This is a genomic window from Paenibacillus suaedae (assembly GCF_032337355.1).
GTDB lineage: Bacteria > Bacillota > Bacilli > Paenibacillales > Paenibacillaceae > Paenibacillus_B > Paenibacillus_B suaedae.
The window spans coordinates 12,223-28,581 of record NZ_JAVYAA010000013.1; the positions used below are offsets into that span (position 1 = coordinate 12,223).

General features: G+C 47.9%; 16 protein-coding genes. All 16 read left to right on the top strand.

Annotation, left to right across the window (positions count from 1 at the left end; genetic code table 11):
- The first annotated feature begins 4 nt into the window (after window positions 1-4).
- The 16 genes from RQP50_RS28680 (at window position 5) to RQP50_RS28755 (ending at window position 16,040) form a co-directional block, all read left to right on the top strand.
- Complete coding sequence (locus tag RQP50_RS28680; protein ID WP_021255248.1) at window positions 5-1,132, top strand: 3D domain-containing protein; 1,128 nt, start codon at window positions 5-7, stop codon at window positions 1,130-1,132.
- Between the two features lie 166 nt (window positions 1,133-1,298).
- Window positions 1,299-1,865 (top strand): ribonuclease M5, encoded by a 567-nt coding sequence (gene rnmV / locus RQP50_RS28685; RefSeq protein ID WP_028532547.1) that lies wholly within the window; start codon window positions 1,299-1,301, stop codon window positions 1,863-1,865.
- 5 nt (window positions 1,866-1,870) lie between these two features.
- Complete coding sequence (gene rsmA / locus RQP50_RS28690; protein ID WP_072732132.1) at window positions 1,871-2,782, top strand: 16S rRNA (adenine(1518)-N(6)/adenine(1519)-N(6))-dimethyltransferase RsmA; 912 nt, start codon at window positions 1,871-1,873, stop codon at window positions 2,780-2,782.
- 72 nt (window positions 2,783-2,854) lie between these two features.
- Complete coding sequence (yabG, locus tag RQP50_RS28695) at window positions 2,855-3,760, top strand: sporulation peptidase YabG (RefSeq protein WP_315747447.1); 906 nt, start codon at window positions 2,855-2,857, stop codon at window positions 3,758-3,760.
- A 158-nt stretch (window positions 3,761-3,918) separates the two neighbouring features.
- A complete protein-coding gene (veg, locus tag RQP50_RS28700; protein WP_021255244.1) occupies window positions 3,919-4,194 on the top strand; it encodes a biofilm formation stimulator Veg in 276 nt (91 codons plus the stop codon).
- A gap of 214 nt (window positions 4,195-4,408) precedes the next feature.
- On the top strand, window positions 4,409-4,585 hold the full coding sequence (locus RQP50_RS28705) for a protein sspF (protein WP_072732130.1): 177 nt from the start codon (window positions 4,409-4,411) through the stop codon (window positions 4,583-4,585).
- 166 nt (window positions 4,586-4,751) lie between these two features.
- On the top strand, window positions 4,752-5,606 hold the full coding sequence (gene ispE, locus RQP50_RS28710) for a 4-(cytidine 5'-diphospho)-2-C-methyl-D-erythritol kinase (protein WP_072732129.1): 855 nt from the start codon (window positions 4,752-4,754) through the stop codon (window positions 5,604-5,606).
- 149 nt (window positions 5,607-5,755) lie between these two features.
- Window positions 5,756-6,586: a pur operon repressor gene (gene purR / locus RQP50_RS28715; protein ID WP_065292159.1), complete on the top strand. Its 831-nt coding sequence runs from the start codon at window positions 5,756-5,758 to the stop codon at window positions 6,584-6,586.
- Window positions 6,587-6,623: 37 nt separating this feature from the next.
- Complete coding sequence (locus RQP50_RS28720; protein WP_021255240.1) at window positions 6,624-7,007, top strand: RidA family protein; 384 nt, start codon at window positions 6,624-6,626, stop codon at window positions 7,005-7,007.
- A 137-nt stretch (window positions 7,008-7,144) separates the two neighbouring features.
- Window positions 7,145-7,429, top strand: a complete 285-nt coding sequence (gene spoVG, locus RQP50_RS28725) for a septation regulator SpoVG (RefSeq protein ID WP_005545528.1) — start codon at window positions 7,145-7,147, stop codon at window positions 7,427-7,429.
- Between the two features lie 123 nt (window positions 7,430-7,552).
- Entirely contained in the window at window positions 7,553-8,947 is a 1,395-nt protein-coding gene (gene glmU, locus RQP50_RS28730) for a bifunctional UDP-N-acetylglucosamine diphosphorylase/glucosamine-1-phosphate N-acetyltransferase GlmU (protein WP_072732128.1), read from the top strand.
- 151 nt (window positions 8,948-9,098) lie between these two features.
- Window positions 9,099-10,052 (top strand): ribose-phosphate diphosphokinase, encoded by a 954-nt coding sequence (locus RQP50_RS28735; protein WP_005545532.1) that lies wholly within the window; start codon window positions 9,099-9,101, stop codon window positions 10,050-10,052.
- A gap of 171 nt (window positions 10,053-10,223) precedes the next feature.
- The gene (gene pth / locus RQP50_RS28740; RefSeq protein ID WP_072732127.1) at window positions 10,224-10,784 is read left to right on the top strand and encodes an aminoacyl-tRNA hydrolase; all 561 of its coding nucleotides are present in this window, start codon (window positions 10,224-10,226) and stop codon (window positions 10,782-10,784) included.
- 308 nt (window positions 10,785-11,092) lie between these two features.
- Window positions 11,093-11,323, top strand: a complete 231-nt coding sequence (locus RQP50_RS28745; RefSeq protein ID WP_021255237.1) for an anti-sigma-F factor Fin — start codon at window positions 11,093-11,095, stop codon at window positions 11,321-11,323.
- 135 nt (window positions 11,324-11,458) lie between these two features.
- Window positions 11,459-14,989: a transcription-repair coupling factor gene (gene mfd, locus RQP50_RS28750; RefSeq protein ID WP_072732125.1), complete on the top strand. Its 3,531-nt coding sequence runs from the start codon at window positions 11,459-11,461 to the stop codon at window positions 14,987-14,989.
- Window positions 14,976-16,040, top strand: a complete 1,065-nt coding sequence (locus RQP50_RS28755; protein WP_072732124.1) for a peptidylprolyl isomerase — start codon at window positions 14,976-14,978, stop codon at window positions 16,038-16,040. The genes mfd and RQP50_RS28755 overlap by 14 nt, the downstream gene beginning before the upstream one ends.
- The last annotated feature ends 319 nt before the right edge of the window (window positions 16,041-16,359 follow it).

Below are 16,359 nucleotides of genomic sequence, written 5' to 3' on the forward strand. Positions count from 1 at the left end.
AGAAATGGGACAGATCGTGAACAACGAAACCCATGAACCCCGATCATCCAGCATGTCACTCGCATTGCGATGGAAGCATGAAAATGTGCGTGTTATCACCGTTATTGCAGCTGTAGCAATCGTGATCACATTAATAGCAGTCTTGACTTGGTATAATGTAACGAAGAAGACAGTGGCTGTGCTCGTTGATGGACAAGAGCGTTCAGTCGAAACTCGCCTAGATACGCTTCGCAATGTTTTGGATGAGCATGCGATAGCGCTTGGGGCATACGATGTAGTATCGAAGCCGCTTGATGCAGAAATTGCTGATGGAGATCGAGTTATTATTGAACGCGCTTTGCCTATCCAAATTACAGCGGATGGGAAGAAAGAAACACAATTTACGACGAAGAAGTCGGTGCATGATGCACTGAGTTCGCTGCAAATCCAAGTGAACCCTGAAGATAAGGTATTCCCTTCTAAGCGTGCCTCTATTTCGAAGAACATGGATATTCGCATCGTCCGTGTCAGCAAGAAGATGGAAGAGCGTAAAGTGAAGGTTCCTTATCAAGTGGTGAAGCAGGCAGATGCTACTCTCCTTAAGGGGAAGACCAAGACGGTTCAAGATGGAAAAGAAGGCTTGGTTGTCCAGAAAGTACAGAAAACGTACGAGGATGGTAAGCTCGTATATGCGCAGATGGTCGACAAATCCGTTCATACAAAACAAGTGAATCAAGTGATAGCCTATGGAACGAAGAAGGAACCGGAAGTTGCTGTTCTGTCAGTGAACGCGCAGGAAGACGATTCTGACAATGTTTCCAGTGGCGACAAAGATTTTAACTATAAAAAAGTGCTGAAGAACGTTCAACTGACGGCGTATACGGAATCTGAGGGATCGGCTGGTGCGAAGACGGCATCTGGCGCAATAGTATCAGAAGGTCGTACTATCGCGGTTGATCCGAAGGTCATTCCGCTCGGCTGGTGGGTATATATCGAAGGGATTGGATTCAGACGTGCTGAAGATACAGGTGGCGCGGTCAAGGGGAAAATTATCGATGTATACTTCGACAGCAAGAAGGCGGTCAGCAAATTCGGACGCAAGAAGGGGTACACCGTATACGTGGTTGGCCCAGTCAAGCCGGAATCGAACTAACGCACAAGGTATGCAGCCATGTGTAATTAGGATATAGTAATGAATAATGATTTATGTCATGCTAAGAAGAGGGGACACCCTCTTCTTTTGTTGTTTATTTATGAATGGAGAGCAAGAGAAGGATGCGGAATTAGGAAGCAGCCTTGTGGTGAGAGGAGCAAGCATATTGATACGCGAAGTGATAGTTGTAGAAGGCAAAGATGATACCGTTGCCATTCACCGTGCCGTTGAGGCGGATACAATTGAGACAGGTGGATCGGCGATTAATGATACAACGATAAAACGCATCGCATTGGCCCAAGAGCGCCGAGGGGTTATTATTTTCACGGATCCAGATCATGCGGGGGAGAAAATTCGGAAGACGATAGCAGAACGTGTACCTGGGTGCAAACACGCTTTCCTGCCTAGACATGAGGCGATAGCCAAAGGGGATCTTGGTGTGGAGAATGCAAAGCCAGAAGCGATTCGCCGTGCCTTAGAGCAGGTTCGCTCCGAGATGCCAAGCATGACGTCAGAGCTGACGTGGACGGATCTCGTCGAAGCGGGATTAACGACGCATGCAGGCTCTGCAGAACGCAGACGGCAGTTAGGTGAAATATTGGGCATTGGATACTGCAACGCGAAGCAGATGCTCAAGCGCTGCGGTGTGTTCCAGATCGGACGAGAGGAATTTGAGAACGCCTTGCGGAAGCTGAACCAATTCGAGCAGGAACAATGTGCAGAAGGAGAATAGATGGAATGACGCAGACGAGAATAGATATTGCAACACCGAATCGCACGAAAGACATTATACGCAAGCATGGGTTTTCATTTAAGAAAAGCTTAGGACAGAACTTTCTAATTGATATGAACATTTTGCGCCGTATTGTGGATGCTGCAGAGCTGGATGATGTGACAGGTGCCCTGGAGATTGGGCCTGGGATCGGTGCGCTTACGGAGCAGCTCGCTAAGCGCGCTCGTCGTGTAACAGCAGTCGAGATCGATCAGCGCTTGCTTCCGATATTAGGGGAAGTGCTGGAGCCCTATGAACATGTCCATGTTGTACATGGGGATGTATTGAAGGTGGATTTGCATGAATTGTTCCGCGAACAGTTCCAAGATGTCGAGCGGGTAAGTGTTGTGGCTAACTTGCCGTATTATGTGACGACCCCGATTATGATGAAGCTTCTGGAGGAGCGTCTGCCGCTCAAGAACATCGTCGTCATGATTCAGAAGGAAGTCGCAGAGCGAATGGCAGCGAAGCCAGGAGGCAAGGATTACGGCAGCTTAAGTGTGGCTGTTCAATATTTTGCAGAGCCGGAGCTTGTATGCACCGTACCGCATACGGTGTTCATCCCGCAGCCAAATGTAGAGTCTGCAGTAATCCGTCTACGTGTGAGACAGACTCCATCTGTGCAGGTGAAGGATGAGTCGCTGTTATTCGATGTTGTACAGGCTTCGTTCGCTCAGCGTCGCAAGACGATTTGGAATAACCTAAAGGCTCGCTATGCCAGCAAGTGTGGGACAGACAGGCTGACAGAAGCGCTTGCTTCAGCACATATTGAACCGAGTCGCCGAGGGGAAACACTCTCGATTGAGGAGTTCGCTGCTCTGTCCGATGCGATCGGCCAAGCCATTGCACGTGCAGAAGAAGAGGATCAAGCGGAGTAACATAATTTTAAGGCTTAGGCATCACCAATTTATGCGTTTGCCCATAGGATAGTCGGAGAGGTGATTGATCCTATGAACGAACAAGTGAAGCAAGGAGATTTGGTCGTACGCAAGTCGTACGGTGGCGATATTACATTCCGTGTGGAGGAGATCTTCCGACAGATTGCGGTTATTAAGGGGACGGATTATCGCTTACTGGCGGATTCCCATGTTGAAGATTTAGTTAGTGTACCGAAGGCAACGATTGCGCGCCGCACGGAACAGGCTCATATCAAGATGTTGGAGTCTGTCGAGGTGCTTGAACAGCAGCGTAGGCAGCTGCAAGAGCGCAGGCGGACGGAGCTTCCATTTGCAGAGACGCCGAATTCCATTTCAACCTTTGATATGCCGGGAACGGTACTCCATCTGGATGGGGATCCCGGGTATTTACAGAAAAGCATGGCGATATATAATCAGCTCAACGTGCCGGCAGAAGGCCATTATGTGAATGAACGCAATATGGCAGATACGTTGTATCGGCTGCTGCCGCGAGTGAAGCCGAATATAATCGTCATTACGGGACATGATGGTGTATTGAAGAACGGCAGGTACCGTGATCTGTTAAATTTGCAGAATTATAAGAACTCCCAGAACTTCGTTAATGCAGTACAGACGGCAAGGCAGTATGAGCGCCATCTTGATTTATTGACTATAATTGCCGGGGCATGCCAATCTCACTTCGAGGCGCTTCTGCAAGCAGGAGCCAACTTTGCAAGTTCACCGGGCCGAATTATGATTCATGCCCTTGATCCAGCTTACGTAGCGGTTAAGGCCTCATATACCTCAATTCGTGATACCGTACAGATTGGGGATATTGCGCCTCATATGGTCAGTGGCATTGACGGGGTGGGAGGCATTGAGACAAAGGGAAGTTATCGCGTGGGCATGCCGAAGTTGAAGGATTTATCGACATTGAACGTTACACCAACCGTAATATAAGCGGCCTATGTATAAAATACAGAAAAAAGAACCATTTTAATAAATTTGGACAAAAAAACACATTGACACGAAAACGGTGTTATTGTTATAATTATTCGTTTATTTGACAACACCTCCTGAATTGGTTATAATGGACAAGGAAAGAGGTGGTAGCTGTAATGGCGAAAAACGCGCTGTTTGAAATTCGTCGTTGTCTTGAAGCACATGTCGGTCAGAAGATTCTGCTCCGCGCCAATGGCGGTCGTCGGAAAACGATTGAGCGTACGGGCGTGTTGGAAGAAACCTACCCTTCTGTATTTATTGTTAAGTTGGACCAGGATCAGAACGCGTTTAAGCGGGTATCCTATAGCTATGCAGATATATTAACAGAATCGGTCCAAGTGACCGTATGCGCCGATAACGGCGAGTTGAAGATTGAATATGTTCGCGGTTAAGCGACATGACGGCAGCCTGTGAGGGCTGCCTTTTGTTTGTTTTGAAGGAATAACATATTACTTACGGTCATGGTTCACCCGGATATTCCCCCATAAATCGGAACTGGAGTGTACGTATAATGGAGACGGCTTCTACTCACATTAACGGTAGGCCGATGATTATGTCGTGCTTGCTGATGATATGAACATTAAGGTAAGCGTGGGAGGTGCAGTGATGAGCCGAAGAAAGCGCAGCTTCATGTCTGAAGAGCTGAAGGTGGAATTGGCTAAAGATCTTGGCTTCTACGATACGGTGTCCAAATACGGATGGGGTGCTATCCGTGCGAAGGATGCTGGCGATATGGTCAAGCGGGCCATTCAACTTGCCGAAGAGGCAGCCTCGAAAAAATAACGAGTCAAGAACCTCCTATCCAGCGAGCATCGGATCTATTCCGCTCTGTTCGCTTTTTTTATTACGAAATCATGTTCATTGCCTGTATACGTACACATATGACTTGCACCATAGAGTCTGTTATAATAACGTAAGCGATCCGTAGGATAAAGAAGGGTGAACGCGAGTGAAAGTGTACGAGAAGGCGCCTGCCAAAATAAATTTGCTGTTGGATGTGCTGCGTAAGCGCGAGGATGGGTATCATGACGTCGAAATGGTCATGACGATGGTAGACTTAGCGGACCGTCTCGAGATGGAGGAACTTCCTCGAGATACGATTATCATCTCCAGCCAAGCAGGTTACATACCGTTAGATGAGAAGAACTTGGCGTTCCAAGCGGCAAAACTAATTAAAGAACGTTATGAAGTGAAGCAAGGCGTATATATTCATTTAGATAAAAAAATACCAGTAGCTGCCGGACTAGCCGGTGGAAGCAGCGATGCTGCTGCTACACTGCGAGGCTTGAATCGATTATGGAAGTTAGGGATTCCTGATGAGGAGCTGCAGGTGCTTGGTGCGGAACTTGGGTCAGACGTCCCGTTCTGCGTGACGGGAGGGACTGCAATAGCTCGCGGCCGCGGAGAGGCACTTGAGATGATTGAGCAGCCACCTCAATGCTGGGTTGTGCTTGCCAAGCCGCCGATTAATGTATCGACGGCTGATGTCTATGGGCGCCTTAGGGCGAGTCAGATTACGGAGCATCCATCGCTGGATCAAATGCGCAGAGCGATACAGATCCAAAGCTTCCAAGGGGTGTGTGAATCGCTTGGCAATGTGCTGGAGGATGTCACGCTGCCGCTCCATCCGGAGGTGCAGCAGTTGAAGGATGCTATGCTTCGGCTCGGGGCTGAAGGAGTGCTGATGTCGGGCAGCGGTCCGACGGTATTCGGCCTCGTGTCTAAAGAATCTAAGATCGCAAGGATCTATAATGGACTGCGCGGTTTTTGCAAGGAAGTGTACGCGGTACGCTTGTTGGGATAACAGGCTTAAATAAATTAACGTGTATCAAGAAGGCGATATGGTTACAATTCAAGGATTGTTTGACTTGACAAGCGGCCATCATCTTGCTAACTAGCGTACATTCATGTAATATCTACAATATAATATTCGGTTTTGAGCGAGGAGTAATCATGAAAAAATTGAAGCGAAGCGCCCGTCTGGTTGAGATGACCCAATATCTGATGTCTAAGCCGCATACGCTCATACCGCTCACGACATTTGCAGAACGTTACGGTGCAGCCAAGTCTTCCATTAGCGAGGATTTGGCTATTATTAAAGAGGTGTTCGAGAGCGAAGGGACGGGAGATTTACTGACGCTGGCTGGTGCTGCAGGCGGAGTGAAGTTTATTCCGAAATGCACGCCTGATATCGCACTTCCTGTCATTGAGTCTTTATGCGCATCAATGGGGCATCCAGACCGGGTGCTTCCTGGGGGATATTTCTATATTACTGATATTTTAGGCCAACCAGCCTTGATGAACGATGTAGGTCGAATGTTCGCATCTGCCTTTGCAGGCTGCAATATTGACGTCGTGATGACGGTAGAGACGAAGGGGATTCCAATTGCCTATGCGACTGCTGCTCATCTGAACCTGCCAGTGGTGCTAGTACGTCGCGACCATGTTGTGACAGAGGGATCGGCCGTTAGCATTAACTATGTATCAGGATCGCAGAAGAGCATCCATACGATGACACTCGCACGGCGTGCCTTGAAGGAGCGCTCACGTGTATTAATCGTGGACGACTTCATGCGTGCTGGTGGAACGATTCACGGCATGATGGATCTGCTGAAGGAATTCGATGCCACAGTAGCGGGTGTTGGTGTATTGGTAGAATCGGAGGATGTATCGAACGAAGAACGGCTGTTGACAGATTATGTGTCTCTCATTCGCGTTGGGACTGTAGATGCGCGGACTCGTCATATTATGGTGAAGCCGGGGAACTACTTCGATAAGGAATAAGCGATAGAGAACAACATTGATTCGGGAGGGTATTCAAATGTCTCATGAATTAGAAGCAATTGCAACGAATCAAGCGCCTGCGGCCATTGGCCCATACTCACAAGCAATGAAGCTGGGCAACCTCTTGTTCACTTCGGGTCAAATTCCGTTGACTGCACAAGGTGTGCTCGTGGAAGGCGGAATTGAGGAGCAGACACACCAAGTGTTCTCCAACTTGAGGGCTGTGCTTGCAGAAGCAGGTACTTCTTTCGATAAGGTAATTAAGGCTACTGTTTTTATCAAGGACATGAATCAATTTGCTCAAATCAATGCTATCTATGAATCGTACTTCGGTAATCACAAGCCTGCACGCTCCTGTGTAGAGGTAGCGAGACTCCCGAAGGACGTACTTGTCGAAATTGAACTGATCGCAGCGATATAAATCGAAGCTTGTCGAATCCGTTAAAGACAGGCATAAATTTTTAAAAAAAGTTAAATTATTGGCAAATTTAAGAAGGATTTTTCATGCGCGTGTGGAATTATACACCAAGTCTCGATGGAAAAAGGTGGTGAACACACGTGCAAATTACTGATGTAAGACTCCGCCGCGTCAACACAGAGGGGAGAATGAAGGCAATCGCATCGATTACGATCGATAACGAGTTTGTCGTTCATGACATTCGTGTAATCGACGGCAACAATGGCATGTTTGTAGCGATGCCGAGCAAGCGGACTCCAGATGGCGAATTCCGCGATATTGCTCATCCGATTTCTTCGGCGACTCGCGAGAAGATTCAAGCTGCTGTATTGGCTGAATACGAACGCGCTGCTACGGAAGAGGAAGTTATCGAAGAGGGCGCGTAGTTTTATGATTTTATAATTGGGGTTGCAAAGAAAGAGAGCCAATCATAGGGGCTCTCTTTTCTTTTTCTCCATAATGAGATATATTCTTCTATGGAGTAAAGGTAGAGCAGGAGGTCGGACGCTTTGAAAAGAATGGCCATTGTGCTTGCTGCCGGACAAGGCAAACGCATGAAGTCAAAATTGTACAAAGTGCTTCATCCCGTATGCGGGAAACCAATGGTAGGGCATGTTCTTGATGCTGTCGAAAGTGTGGATTGTGAGCGCACCGTCGTCATTGTAGGACATGGAGCAGAAGCAGTACAGCAATTCCTGGGGAACCGTGCCGAGTACGCCTTGCAAGCGGAACAGCTTGGTACAGGACATGCGGTTAAGCAAGCGAAGGCGCTTCTTGATGGTGAGGAAGGAACGACACTTGTCATTTGCGGCGATACACCGCTAGTGACACCAGAAACGTTGGCTCAGTTGATGGAACTGCATAACCGCGCTCAGGCGTCAGCGACGATTTTGACGGCTGAACTGAATGATCCGACAGGTTACGGTCGCGTCATTCGCGCAGAAGACGGTTCGGTCTTGAAAATTGTCGAACAAAAGGATTGTACGACCGAAGAACAGCTCGTGAAGGAGATCAATACGGGCACGTATTGCTTCGACAATGTGAAGTTGTTCGCGGCGCTGGAGCAGATCAGAAATGATAATGCCCAGCAAGAGTATTATTTGACTGACGTAATCGGCATCATGAAGGCACAAGGAGATACGGTGCAAGCATATTGTACGCCGGATAACAGTGAGGCAATCGGCGTTAATGATCGCTTGGTGTTGTCTGAAGCGGAACGCTTCATGCGTGAGCGTATCAACAAGCGCCATATGCTGAATGGTGTAACGATTATTGATCCTGCCAATACGTATATTGAGTCTGGTGTTGTCATCGGAGCGGATACGATCATTGAACCAGGGACAAGCCTGCGTGGCAACACGACGGTTGGCGGCGAATGCGTTATTGGGCCGAACAGCGAGATTGTTGATTCAACAATCGGCGATCAAGTGCATATTAAGCAATCTGTACTCTGTGAAGCGATTGTAGGCGACGAGAGTTCAGTTGGTCCATTCGCTTATTTGCGTCCAGGCGCACGTCTTGGCAAGCAGGTGAAAGTCGGCGACTTCGTGGAAATTAAAAATGCGTCGCTTGATGATCAAACGAAAGTATCGCACCTCAGTTATATTGGCGATGCCGAAGTAGGGAAGAATGTAAATATTGGATGTGGCGCGATTACGGTCAACTATGACGGCTTCAATAAGTCGCTCACTCAAATTGGCGATGACGCGTTCATTGGCAGCAATGTCAACTTGATTGCACCTATCCAAGTGGGCACTGGCGCTTACGTCGTTGCCGGATCAACGATTACACATCCTGTACCAGATAATGACTTGGCTATCGCTCGTGAGCGTCAAGTAAACAAGCCGGGGTATGCGGAGAAGATTCGTGCCCGTGCAAAAGCAAAAAAAGAACGAGAAAAGTGATCGATAAGGTTGCACTTTTCATTCAATATCGTTTAGCATGGTATTGAGAGCCTTTTTAGTTGAGACCATGTAGGGATAGACTAAGCAGCACCATTAACGGACAGTATAAAACAACGATGAACAAGAACCGGCACGGAGGGTTTTTAATATCATGACGTATTGTGATTCCAAGTTGAAAATTTTCACTTGCAACTCCAATCCTAATTTGGCGAACAAGATTGCAGAATACATCGGAATTCCGATGGGAGATGCAGAAACGAAGAGCTTTAGTGATGGAGAAATCCAAGTTAAGTTGTCTGAAAGTGTACGCGGTTGTGACGTTTACGTCGTTCAATCGACATGCGACCCGGTCAATGACAATCTGATGGAGTTGCTTGTAATGGTGGACGCATTGAAGCGTGCATCGGCAAAGAGCATTAACGTAGTTATCCCTTACTATGGCTACGCTCGCCAAGACCGTAAAGCGCGTTCGCGTGATCCGATTACGGCGAAGCTTGTAGCGAATTTGATCGAGACAGCAGGAGCTCATCGTGTCATTACGATGGACTTGCATGCCACACAAATTCAAGGATTCTTTGATATTCCTGTGGATCATATGCTGGGTGTTCCAATTTTGGCACAATATTTCCGCTCGAAGCAACTCGAAAACGTTGTTGTCGTATCTCCTGACCATGGTGGTGTGGTACGTGCGCGCAAATTGGCTGACTTCCTGAATGCACCGCTTGCCATTATCGACAAGCGTCGTCCAGAGCCGAACGTTAGTGAAGTTATGAATATTATCGGGGATATTAAAGGCAAGACAGCGATCATTATCGATGACATTATCGACACGGCTGGTACGATTGTGCTTGGTGCGAACGCATTGGTTGAAGCAGGGGTGAAGGAAGTCTACGCTTGCTGCACGCATCCAGTATTGTCCGGACCTGCGATGGATCGTTTGGAGAAATCGCCATTTAAAGAGGTTGTTGTAACGGATACAATTCCGATTACACATGAAAACCCATCTAGCAAGTTACACGTACTGTCGGTTGCACCGTTAATGGGTGAAGCGATTATTCGTGTTCACGAAGAATTGTCTATCAGTAAATTGTTTGAGATTGAATAAAGCGTGGGTCGAGTGACCTGAGCTGCACATTACGGAAGGGTTACGTCTTCGGTCTTCGCCGGAGAAGTAACCCTTATCGGCATTTGAATGTGTCTGCGAATCAGGTACGGATGCATGCCAAAAGCAGTTCAATCATCATATCGATGATCAATAAGGAAGGATGTAGCGCTCTTGAAGTGGATTGTAGGATTAGGTAACCCGGGAACCGAATATGCCGCAACCCGCCACAATATCGGCTTTATGGCAATTGACTCTCTTGCGGATCGCTTCGGCATTCAGGTACGTGAGAGCAAATGCAAGGCGTTAATCGGAGAGGGACGCGTTGGAACAGAGAAGGTTGTTCTTATCAAACCCATGACGTATATGAATCTGTCTGGAGAGGCTGTTCGCGCATATATGGATTACTATAAGGCGGATATTGAGGATTTTATCGTTCTATATGATGATATGGATACAGAGCTTGGGAAGATTCGCTTGCGCTATCAAGGGAGTGCGGGTGGTCACAACGGAATTAAATCGCTCATCCAGCATCTAGGAACGCAATCCTTCAATCGAGTTCGGATGGGGATATCTCGTCCGGAACCTGGTCGGTCTATTGTAGATTATGTGCTGTCTACGTTCCCTAAAGCGGGTATGGAAGACTTGAAGCAGACAGTCGAGCGCACTTGCGACGCTGTCGAATTCTCGCTTAAGCATTCGTTCGAGCAGACGATGGCGAAATTCAATGGATAATATGGTTTGATCAAAAAATATCGGTTTTCAGCACCAAGAAGGTTGCGTGAACTCGAAGCACATGCTTTCGTAGCGAGTTTTGCTCCGCAAAACTTGTAAGGAGCAGCGGAGTGTAGGCGGGACTACATGAGCAGCTGAAATGTTTCTGCAGGAAACATACTTCGGAAGCATACGCTGTTCGAGAGTGAGTGCAAGATTCGCCGTCGAATTACTTCCTGAGAAACTTCGTGATCAAAACCGATACTGGGCTAATGTGCCTTTCTTTTGGACATACTGAACGGTATAATCCAAGAATGGGAGGCATATACATGTCTGTGAATTACGTGTGCAAACATTGTCATACAATGATTGGGCGCATCGACGGGAACGGGATTGATGAGGAACGCCTCGGCTTCCACCGTCTTACCCCAGACGAGCGCCAACAATATATTGTCGTTCATTCCAATGGAGATGTAACCGTGAGGATGACATGTGAATATTGTACAGAAGCGATTCAGATGCATCCCGAGTTGTCTTTGCTTTCCTCTCCCTTGCAATGAGGGTGGATGGGCAATGGGAGTTAGCGTCAGCCTTGGCTTGTCAGCCGAGGCTTATTTTGGATGAGGGTAACGTATATAACCTTACTAGTTATACCTTGTAGTATTTATTGTGGGTGAGAAAGAGGTGCCTATCTTTTGTTGAATGCACTCATGCAAGCTTTATCAGAAGAACGTGACATTGAATCGATTGCTGCGGGTGTCCGTGCAGGAATGAAGGAGCAATTGGTATCCGGCTTGTCCGGTTCAGCTCGTCAGGTGATGATGGCGGCACTTCAGATGCAGTTGGATCGTCCAGTACTCGTCGTCACACACAACATGTTCTCTGCACAAAAAGTAGCTGATGACCTGCAGGAATGTTTGTCGGCGGATCAAGTGCTCTTATACCCGGCCAATGAGTTGGTAGCTGCAGAAGCAGCGATATCAAGTCCAGAAGTGATTGCGCAGCGCATCGAAGTGCTTACCCGGTGTGCACGTGGCTTCCGTGGGATAATCGTAACGCCGTATGCGGGATTGCGGCGCTTTTTGCCTGCCCGCGAGATGATGGCTGAGGCTGGCATATCTCTGTCGCTTGGCGATGAGCTTCCACTGGAAACCTTCCTTGCAGAGATGGTTGCGTGCGGCTATGAGCGTACAGAACGGGTCGAGGCCAAGGGAGAGATGAGCGTCCGTGGTGGGATTGTAGATATTTATCCAATCACAGCTCCTTATCCGTATCGAATTGAATGGTTCGATGATGAAATTGACTCCATTCGCTCATTCGACACCCAGGATCAACGTTCTATCGATAAGTTGAAGCAATTGACAATACTGCCTTGCAAAGACTTAATTGCAGACGAGACACGCTTCGCCGCTGCGGCTGAGGCGACTTTTGCACGTCTCGAAGAACAGCTGGGCAAGATGTCCGATCGCCAAGTAAAGGAGAAGCTTGAGCGGGAAATCGGGCATGATATCGAACGAATGAGAGGTTCTGTATATTTTACAGAGCTCTATAAATACGTGGCGCTGCTCTATCCAGAGAAGCACACATTATATGATTATATGCCGAAGGACACGCTGCTTGTCGTAGATGAGCCTGCTAGAGTCATGGAGACAGCTAAACAGCTTGAACGAGATGAACTGGAGTGGAGCACACACTTGTTGTCGAATGGCAAGACATTGCCGGCGCTTCCTCTAGGAGTGACATCTGACGTCGCAATGGGCAAGCGCCCATTCCAGACCGTATTTATGGCGCTGTTCCTCAGACAGGTTCCTCATACGCAGCCGCAAAATATCGTGAACGTCATGTGCCGCTCCATGCAGAACTTCCATGGACAAATGAATGTCTTGAAAGCAGAAATGGAACGGTGGAAGAAGTCAGGCGCCAACGTCATTATGCTGGCGAACGGTGATGAACGAATTGAACGGATGCGTCGTGTGCTTCAGGATTACGCAATACCTGAGCCTACGATTTTAAAGGGAAACCTACAGACAGGCTTTGAGCTCCCGTCCATTCACCTTGTAGTTATAACTGAGGGTGAGATGTTCTCCGGCAAGCAGCGGAAGACACGCCGAACGGAACTGAACGCGAAGGTGGACAATGCGGAACGGATTCGCAGCTATACGGAACTGAAGGTCGGCGATTATGTCGTCCATCAGAATCATGGCATTGGTAAGTATATCGGAATTGGGACGCTGGAGATTAACGGTATCCATAAGGACTATCTGCATATTTTGTATGCGGGTGGGGATAAACTATCTGTCCCAGTGGATCAGCTTCATCTCATCCAGCGTTATGTGAGCTCGGAAGAGAAGGAGCCGAAGATCTATAAGCTGGGTGGCACCGAGTGGACGAAGGTTAAGAGTAAAGTTCGTTCCTCCGTGAAGGACATTGCTGACGACTTGATCAAGCTGTACGCAGCAAGACAAGCATCTAGCGGTTATGCCTTCGAGAAGGATACACCAGAGCAGCGGGAATTCGAGGATATGTTCCCATATGATGAGACGCGAGATCAACTGCGTGCCATCGAAGAAATTAAGCAGGATATGGAGAAGGCGAGTCCGATGGATCGTCTATTGTGCGGTGACGTAGGGTATGGCAAGACGGAAGTTGCGGTTCGAGCTGCCTTCAAGGCTGCAATCGAAGGCAAGCAGGTGGCGATACTCGTACCAACAACCATCTTGGCACAGCAGCACTATGAGACGTTCCGTGAGCGATTTGCCGATTATCCATTTAATATTCAGGTTCTTAGCCGATTCCGTTCCCGCAAGGAACAGAACGAATCCATGAAAGGGCTAAAGTCGGGTGTTGTCGACGTCATTATCGGCACTCACCGCCTGCTCTCTCAGGATGTTGTTTTCAAAGATTTAGGATTGCTGATTGTCGATGAAGAGCAACGTTTTGGCGTAACGCACAAGGAGAAGTTGAAAAAGCTGAAGATGAATGTCGACGTGCTGACACTGACGGCAACACCTATTCCGCGTACCCTGCATATGTCCATGCTCGGCGTCCGGGATTTGTCGGTTATCGAGACACCGCCAGAAAATCGATTCCCTGTTCAGACCTACGTGCTTGAATACAGCGATAATTTAGTTCGCGAGGCAATAGAACGAGAGCTGGCAAGAGGCGGGCAGGTCTACTTCCTGTTCAACCGAGTGCAGGGGATTCATCAGATGGCCGACCATATTAAAATGCTCGTGCCGGATGCCCGTGTGACGGTAAGCCATGGGCAAATGTCCGAGGCAGAGCTGGAGAAGACAATTCTCGACTTCTTGGATGGGGAATACGATGTGCTCGTCAGCACCAGTATTATCGAGACAGGCGTTGACATTCCGAACGTGAACACGCTCATCGTTCATGATGCGGACAAGATGGGTCTGTCGCAGCTGTATCAGTTGCGTGGGCGAGTGGGCCGCTCGAACCGGATTGCTTATGCTTACTTCACTTATCAGCGCGACAAGGTACTGAACGAGGTGGCAGAGAAGCGGCTTCAGGCGATTAAGGAGTTCACCGAGCTTGGTTCCGGATTCAAAATTGCGATGCGCGACTTATCCATCCGAGGGGCGGGTAATCTGCTAGGTGCGGAGCAGCATGGATTTATTGCATCTGTTGGATTTGATCTATACTCGCAGATGCTTGCAGATGAGGTGAACAAGCGCAAGGCGGAGATCGATGGTGTCGCTATTGAGGATCAGCAGGAGCTTACAACCCTCATCGACCTGAACGTAGATGCGTATTTGCCGCCGAATTATATTTATGATAGTATTCAGAAGATTGAGATTTATAAAAAGGTAGCGGGACTTGCTACATTGGATGAAGTCGAAGAACTGCGGGATGAACTCATCGACCGCTTTGGTGAACCACCTCTTGCTGTCCTTCAATTACTCGCTGTCGCTAGGCTGAAGCTTCATGCGAAGCAGTATGGATGGGAGTCAATTGTACAGCGTGGAGATGTGGTCACGATCAAGGTCCATTCTTCGGCGGATCCGTGGTTAGACCGCAAGAAGATGGCTGCTGTTGCATCTAAACTCGACAGACGGATTAATGTCGATCAAGAGGCTTGCGGTGCTGTGAAGTTCAATGCACGAGGCGTTGATGCGCTGCAGCTGTTAATGATACTAGAGCAATTCATGCAGGAAGCTAAGGGTGCCATCAAATCGAAGGGAGAATTGCAGAATGTTGCAAAATAACAAGACGCGTTCCAAGAAGTGGTTGTTGCTGGCATTGTCTGCGGTACTCGCAATATCCGTATTAGCCGGATGCGGCAACAAAGACGAGAAGTCAGCGGGCAAGGCAACCGACAACAGTAAAGTCGTTGCTACGTATGAGGGAGGACAGATTACACAGAATGATTTCGACAAAGAAATCTCGAACATGCTGTTCTTCTATCCGGAATACGAGCAGATTATTAGCATGGATCAATTCCGCGACTACTTCGTGAAGCAGCAAATCGCGTATCGCTATTTGGATGGCAAAGCACCGGAGAAAGCAAAGCAAACCGGTAAAGATAAAGCCAAAGAACAAATTGGCTTGATGAAGAAGCAAGTCGGAGACAAGCAGTTCAAAGAAATGTTGGACAAGCGCAAGCTCACGGAAGAGGAAATTACGGAGTATATGTCGCGCATCTTGACGGTTGTACAGGATTACAACGGCAAGGTAACGGAAGATCAGCTCAAGGCTGAGTTCGAGAAGAATAAGAAGGATATGACAACCGCTTCGGTTCGCCATATTCTGATTGGATTCAAGGACAAAGAAGGCAAAGAGCGCAAAAAAGAAGATGCTCTGAAGAAGGCGAAGGATGTACAAGCCCGTCTGAAGAAGGGTGAAGACTTCGCGAAGTTGGCTGAGACAACGTCTGATGATCCAGGTTCCGCTAAGACTGGTGGTCTGTACAAGGACGCTGCTGTAAGTCAATGGGTACCGCAATTTAAGGAAGCTGCCTTGACATTGCCGCTTAACCAAGTGAGCGATCCAGTTGAGACAGACTACGGCTACCACGTTATGCGCGTGGAAGATCGTAAAGAGAAGGAATACAGCAAGTTGACAGAAGAAGAGAAGGAAGCATTGCGTACGCGTGCAGCTTCTGAGCTGATGAACAACTTCATGCAGAAGGATCTGGATAAGCTGATCAAGAAAATCGACCTTCCTAAGACGGAGACAAAGCCGGAAGAGAAGAAGGACGAGAAAAAAGATCAGAATACAGAAGCTCCTAAAGATACAAAAGCAGAATCAGGCAAGTAAAGGCATGCCGCGAGATGATATGTCATCATCTCGTGCCGTAGCCCTTTCCCCTCAAGGGGAAGGGGCTATTTTTCGCGGAAGGTATGGAAACGGAATGAAATATTCATAAAAACAATAAAAAGTTTTCATTTCCGGTTTCATCCTCTAAAAATACGTTTATTTACATTTGTCATGGCTTGGGGAAAATTAGACATACTATGTTAGCGGCTATTCAAATTACTACCGGTCGTAATTTGGATGGTGTGATCTTTTCACTGTGTACACAGAAGTAAAATCCAAAAGTACGATAATAAAGTTTGATACTAAAGCAAATCCAACA

Coding starts and splice junctions, on each gene's coding strand:
- RQP50_RS28680 (WP_021255248.1), top strand. CDS start 5: ATGGGACAGATCGTGAACAACGAAACCCATGAACCCCGATCATCCAGC.
- rsmA (WP_072732132.1), top strand. CDS start 1,871: ATGACGCAGACGAGAATAGATATTGCAACACCGAATCGCACGAAAGAC.
- yabG (WP_315747447.1), top strand. CDS start 2,855: ATGAACGAACAAGTGAAGCAAGGAGATTTGGTCGTACGCAAGTCGTAC.
- veg (WP_021255244.1), top strand. CDS start 3,919: ATGGCGAAAAACGCGCTGTTTGAAATTCGTCGTTGTCTTGAAGCACAT.
- RQP50_RS28705 (WP_072732130.1), top strand. CDS start 4,409: ATGAGCCGAAGAAAGCGCAGCTTCATGTCTGAAGAGCTGAAGGTGGAA.
- purR (WP_065292159.1), top strand. CDS start 5,756: ATGAAAAAATTGAAGCGAAGCGCCCGTCTGGTTGAGATGACCCAATAT.
- RQP50_RS28720 (WP_021255240.1), top strand. CDS start 6,624: ATGTCTCATGAATTAGAAGCAATTGCAACGAATCAAGCGCCTGCGGCC.
- RQP50_RS28735 (WP_005545532.1), top strand. CDS start 9,099: ATGACGTATTGTGATTCCAAGTTGAAAATTTTCACTTGCAACTCCAAT.
- RQP50_RS28745 (WP_021255237.1), top strand. CDS start 11,093: ATGTCTGTGAATTACGTGTGCAAACATTGTCATACAATGATTGGGCGC.
- RQP50_RS28755 (WP_072732124.1), top strand. CDS start 14,976: ATGTTGCAAAATAACAAGACGCGTTCCAAGAAGTGGTTGTTGCTGGCA.